The sequence below is a fragment of the Actinotalea sp. genome, from assembly GCF_035443605.1.
Classification (GTDB): domain Bacteria; phylum Actinomycetota; class Actinomycetes; order Actinomycetales; family Cellulomonadaceae; genus Actinotalea.
Map to the genome: position 1 here is coordinate 1 of NZ_DAORSQ010000128.1, position 5,658 is coordinate 5,658.

A 5,658-nucleotide genomic window follows, 5' to 3' on the forward strand; every position below is an offset into this window, starting at 1 on the left:
GTGCCCGCTCCGAGCTTCGCGTAGATCGAGCGCACGTGGGTCTTCACCGTGTTGAGGCTGATGCCCTGTGCCTCGCCGATCTCGCCGAGGGTCATCATCGAAGGCAGGTCCCGCAGCACGACGAGCTCTCGCTCGGTGAGCCACACACCGGCCCCGGTCGTCGACGCCCCTCTGCCGCCGTCGTGGTTCGTCCCCTCCGCGCGCTGCCACTCGAGCACCTCGGTGATGCCGGTGACGACGCGGTCGAGGAACGGCTCGAGGTGGCCGGCGCGACCGTGCAACCCGGTGAGCAGCGTGTGGACCTCGAGGCCGGCGTCGAAGAACGGCCTGCAGGCGCCCGTGGGTTCAGCGAGCGCCAACGCGGTGAGCAGGGCCTCGGTGGCGGCCGGCCCTCGATCGGCTCGGGTCGCGAGCAGGGCTTCGAGCAGCCACGCCGCAGTGACGGCAGTCTCCCGCAGCGGCACCTCCCGGCCGCGCAGCACCGGCACGAGGAAACGACGGGCGTCGGTGGGCCGTCCGCGCGCCGCAGCAAGGTGCGCCTGCAGGACGAGCACATCGCCGCTGGCGCCCAGGCTCTGGTGAGCTCGCGCCACGGACTGCTCCGCGCGCTGCCACTCACCGAGGCTGAGACACATCCGCAGTTCGTGGGGTGCCGCGATCGGCGTGAAGGCCGAAGACCCCCCGCGCTCGGCACGCCACGCCGTGATCCGGACCAACCGATCCAGCGCAGCCCGACGGTCAGGGTGCCTGTCGAAGGCGATGATGGCGGCGCCGGCCCGGGCGCCACCCTCGACCTCGACGTCGATCGTGGCGTGTCCGCTCTCGATGACATCGAGGGCGGTGTCGGCCCAGAAGGCGGCATCTGCGGGCCGCAGGGCCTGGAACGAGGTCCACCCCGCCAGGGCGTAGGAGTACGCGAGGCCCGGGGAGCGTGCCCAGCCCCGCTCGCTCGCGAAGGTGATCGCGCGTTCGGCCGCGAGCCGAGCGCCCACGAAGTCGCTCTGCGCGAGGTGGGCTCCCGCGATGAGGTTCTTGCAGTAGAGCTGGATCGAGGGCAGCCCGGCAGCCTGGGCGAGGTCGATGGCACGTCGCAGGTCATCCCGGGCGCCCGCATGGTCACCCTCGACCAGACGCAGGGCCCCCCGGTCGCCGAGGACGAGCAGCCTGACGTCGGGGTCGAGGTCCGGCGGGAGCGGTGCTGCTCCGTGCGCGCCGAAGAGCTCGCTTGCCTGGGCCTGGTCGAGGTCAGCGGCCAGACGGGCCCGGTGCAGGGCTGCTGCCCTTCGCAGCGACGTCAGCCGCCGATCGGCGCCGTCATCGGGCTGACCCGCGAGCGCAGCCAGCGCCTCGTCGGCCTGGGCGAGGTCACCGTCGTCGACCGCGAGCAGGGCCCGGTGGATCAGCACGGTCGGTGTCTGCGGGCCGCCCAGCGCTGGCCGGCCGAGGGCGCGACGCACGCCTTGGGTCGCCCCGGCCATGAGCAGGCCGACTCCGTGCGAGCGCAGGATCGCGTCGACGAGGGCTGGGTCGCCCGCGGCGCAGGCGTGGTCGAGTGCCGCCACGGGCTGGTCGCGGTCCGCGAACCACCGGGCGGCCGTGCCGTGCAGCGCAGCGACCGAGGCCGGGTCCCGGCGCCGGAGCGCGGCCATGAGGTGGGTGCGCAGCAGCGCGTGGTAGCGGAACCACCGTCCATGGCGGTCCAGCCGGATGACGAGGGCGTTGCGCTGCGCGAGGTCGTCGAGCAGGGCAGCCGCGTCGAACCGTCCGCTCAGATGGGCCGCGAGGTCGACGTCCACCTCGTCGACGATGCTCGTGCGCTGGAGGAAGGTGACGAACTCCTCCGGCAGCCGGGAGAGCACCTCGCCGGCCAGGTAGTCGGCCACCGGTCGGTCGTCCCCGCTCCACTGCTCGACGAAGGTCCCCGGGTCGCCACCCTCCTCGAGCGACATGGCCGCCAGCCGCAGCCCGGCCGGCCAGCCCTCCGTGAGTCTCAGCATTGCGCCACGCACGTCGTCATCGAGGTCGAGGCCGAAGCGTGCCCAGAAGCTGTCCGCCTCGTCACTGGTGAACGACAGGTCGTTCGCCCGCAGCTCGTGCAGACGCCCAGCCACCCGCGCGAGGTGAAGCCCGACGGGTGGCTCGAAACGGCATCCGAACGCGATGCGAACCTCCGGGCCGGCCCACTCGACGAGAAGCCGGATGCCGGCCAACGCGTCGCCGTCGACGACCTCGTGGACGTCGTCGAGCACCAGCACCAGCCCGGGAGCCACCTCGCGGATCGCTGCGAGCAAGGCGGCAACGAACCCCGGGTCGGGGGCTCCTGCGGGTGCGTGGAGGCGGGTCAGCGCCTCCGCTGGGTGGCCAACGGCCACGACCAGGGCGTCGAGGACTGCGTTCCAGAAGGACTTCCCGTCGAAGTCGCGCCCGCAGGTGACCCACGCGATCGGCAGGCCGTGGGCCCGGCACTGTTCGGCGACGTCGATGAGCACGGTGGTCTTGCCGTAGCCCGCCGGAGCGCACGCGAGCAACAGGTCGGTGCCGGCGAGGGTCCAGGCTTCCTGAGATCGGGTGAGCAACAGGCGAGGTCGTTCGAGCGCCCCATCGATCCGGCGCGGCACGCACAGCCGGGGAGTCGCAGCGGAGGGCGTCTCCCGGACAGCAGTCACGCGTCTACGGTAGATCCGGTTCGGCCATCGTGGGTAGTAACGCAAAACCTCGTGACCACACACGCACCCAGCGGCGACAGCCGTCGCCGGGCGTGCGGATGCCGGGTGGCTCAGACGTCGTGGATGGCTTGGGCGCGGCCCTCCTCGACAGCGGCGGCGAGCGCCGCGTGGTCCTGTTCGGTGATGTCGGCGTACTGCTCCGCGAAGTCGGCCAGCGCTCGGTCGAAACGGTCGGACTTGCCCAGGTAGCCGGCGATCGCGAACCGGTCTCCCGTGCGGGCGTGGGCGCGGGCCAGAGTCCAGCCACACAGCTGGGCGTAGGTGGTCAGGCCCGCGAGGGTCATGCTCTCCAGGGGGAGGGAGAACTTCCAGTCCCGCAGCTGACGGACGTAGAAGTCGCGAACCACGCCGTCGACGCCCGTGATGCGCTGCCACCCGAGGAAGATGTCGCTGGCCGCCTGCATGAGGTGTTGGCCGGAGACGACCCGTTCACCCTCGTGGTCGTGGATGCCGTCGCCGCAGTAGTCGGCGAGCACCGAGCGCTGGGCCTCCTTGATCTGGAGGAAGAGGGGGAGCTTGCCGCCGTCGGCCTCGAGCAGCACGATCCACGCGCGGGTGCCGACGCTGCCGACGCCCACGACCTTGCGAGCGGCCCCGACCACGCGGAACTGGTTGAGCAGGTGGCGCCGATCGGCGGTGAGGGTGCGCCGGTAGTCCTCCAGGATCTCGTCGAGGAAGCGGTAGAGCTGGTCCGCCCCGACGTCGTCGAGCAGCTCCTCGATCGGGACGACGAGGGGTGGCTGGCTGATGATCCGGCGGTGGCCGCCCTCGACCGTGGTCAGCTTGCCGAGCACCTGGAGGCTGTCGCGCTTGCGGGCCTTGGCCAGGGCCTTGCGGGTGCGGCCGACACCCTCGGCGCCGACCTGGGGGGCGACCTTCTCCAGGGCCTCCTCGACGTCGAGCCGTGAGTACCAGACCTCGAGCAGGCTCTTCGACGCGAACTCGGCCATGCTCGTGCGGTAGGTCGCGACTCCCGCCCGCACGAGGGAGTGCCGATCCTTCGCGCTGAGGCCCAGGTCGCGGCCGGCGACCGCGAGGCTGGCGGCAAAGCGCTTGACGTCCCACTCGAACGGCCCCGGAAGGGTCTCGTCGAAGTCGTTGAGGTCGAAGACGAGGTGCCGGTCCGGGGACGCGAAGATGCCGAAGTTGGACAGGTGTGCGTCGCCGCAGAGCTGCACCCGCAGGCCCGAGTCAGGTGTCATCGCCAGGTCGGCGGCCATCGGTAGGGCAGCACCGCGGAAGAACGTGAACGGCGATGCCAGCATCCGCCCGTGCCGGATGGGGACCAGTTCGGGGACCCGGCTGTCGGCCTGCCCGAGGAGCAGGCCGACAGCGTCGCGGTCGGCCGCAGCGCCGACCTGCGCCTGGCCCTCGAGCGGGGCGTGGGTGCGGGCCGACTTTCCGTGCTTGCGTCGCTCAGCGGGACTGAGGTCGGCCACGTCGAACACCATCTCTCGTCGTCATCCGGCGTGCGGGCCGGTCAGCCGAGCAGCTTGGCCTTCTGGGCGGCGAACTCGTCCTCGGTGAGGATGCCCTGGTCGCGAAGCTCGGCCAGGGACTTCAGCTGGGTGATGAGGTCGCTCGTCATCGCCGGTGCGGCGGGTGCGGGCGCGGGGGCCGGTGCAGCAGCGGGCGGTGCGGGGGCCGCTGCCGCCATCTGGTCCTGGTAGGCCTGCGAGCGCTGCGCGGCGATGGCCGCGTCGCGGTCGGCGTACTTCTCGGCCTGGCGGCGCTGCACGCGGCCGCTCACCGATGACGCGGTTCCGGCGATGACGGCCGTACGGGCCACGCCTCGAAGAAGTCCTGGCATTGTCCTACTCGCTTTCTGTCGACTCGAGGGCGTCGAGTGCGTCCATGACGTCTGCTGCGGGGATGCGCATGCTGGCGATGACGTCGCCGCCACCGCGTCGGACCGCCGCGACGAACGGGGCGGCCCAGCTGTTCTCGAAGACGATGAGCGCGGCCAGGGAGCCGTGCTCGATCGCCTCGCTGGCCTGGGCGATGTCCTCGGGGCCGAGCAGCCCGGACCGCGCGCCGGAGAACCTCGTGAACGAGACCTCGCCAGCGAGGGTGTCGAGGTCGAGGACCTCCACACCGCCATCGGCGAACTTGCGGACGACCACGAGGTCGAGCAGCCGCACCGTCCCGTTGTCGACGAGCTCGAACATCGCGTCGGCTGCCTCGCTCTGACGGTCTGCGCTGGGGAACTCGAGAAGCAGGAAGTCGATCGGGCCGTGAGCCCGCTCCGTGTCGGTCGTGGTCATGCCGGTCCCTCTCGACGGTCTGGGGGTGTCTGCTCCATCAAGCCAGTCTCCGGCACTGCGCGCCTCACCCACCCGGGGTGAGCGTGCAGACCGTGCCGCACGGTGCCGCACGGGCGATGCCGCGCCGGACGGCATCCGTAGGATCCTCGTATGCTTCCCGGGCTCGGACTGCGCAGCCGCATCCTCGTGCTGACGATGCCCCTGGTGCTGTTGGGCCACGCCTTCGGTGCGGGGATCGTGTACCTGTCGCTGGGCCAGGTCCTGGAGGCAGCCGCCCGACGGAGCGCCTCCTCGGAGGTCGCGGAGGTTCGCGCTGACCTCGCGCTGCACGAGAGCGGTGAAGACGTCGCCTACCACGTGGCCGCCGGCCCTGATCGGGTCGTGCAGATCGTCGAGCCTTCGGGAACGCTGGTCGCGACCAGCATGCCGGCGCTCGGGACGCCGATCCATGATCCGGCTGAATCGACGGAGGAGGTCCGGGTCGTCATCGACGACGACGTCCCGGGGCTGGGTGGTCGCACGTACGCGATCGGGATGTCCGATGCGACGACGATTGGTGGCCAACGCCGCGTCGTCCTCGTCGCCGTTCCCACCGACCTGGGTGCCTCCGCCCTCGGCCCCACGGTGACCTTCGGGGTGCTCGGGCTCATCGGCATCATCCTCATCCT

5 protein-coding genes are annotated in these 5,658 nt (G+C 71.5%); 1 reads left to right on the top strand and 4 read right to left on the bottom strand.

Translation table 11 applies throughout. From position 1 onward, the window contains the following. The 4 genes from PKY62_RS11640 to PKY62_RS11655 form a co-directional block, all read right to left on the bottom strand. A partial coding sequence (locus tag PKY62_RS11640) for a winged helix-turn-helix domain-containing protein (RefSeq protein WP_324537140.1) occupies positions 1-2,576 on the bottom strand: 2,576 nt, incomplete at its 3' end. A 200-nt stretch (positions 2,577-2,776) separates the two neighbouring features. Further along, positions 2,777-4,165, bottom strand: coding sequence for a DUF2252 domain-containing protein (locus PKY62_RS11645; protein WP_324537142.1), 1,389 nt, complete (start codon positions 4,163-4,165; stop codon positions 2,777-2,779). A 41-nt stretch (positions 4,166-4,206) separates the two neighbouring features. Continuing rightward, positions 4,207-4,515, bottom strand: coding sequence for an SHOCT domain-containing protein (locus PKY62_RS11650; RefSeq protein WP_324537144.1), 309 nt, complete (start codon positions 4,513-4,515; stop codon positions 4,207-4,209). A 25-nt stretch (positions 4,516-4,540) separates the two neighbouring features. Next, on the bottom strand, positions 4,541-4,990 hold the full coding sequence (locus tag PKY62_RS11655; RefSeq protein WP_324537146.1) for a DUF6325 family protein: 450 nt from the start codon (positions 4,988-4,990) through the stop codon (positions 4,541-4,543). 150 nt (positions 4,991-5,140) lie between these two features. Between PKY62_RS11655 and PKY62_RS11660 the strand changes: the two genes are divergently transcribed. Further along, the coding region (locus PKY62_RS11660; RefSeq protein ID WP_324537148.1) for a hypothetical protein at positions 5,141-5,658 on the top strand (518 nt) is incomplete at its 3' end.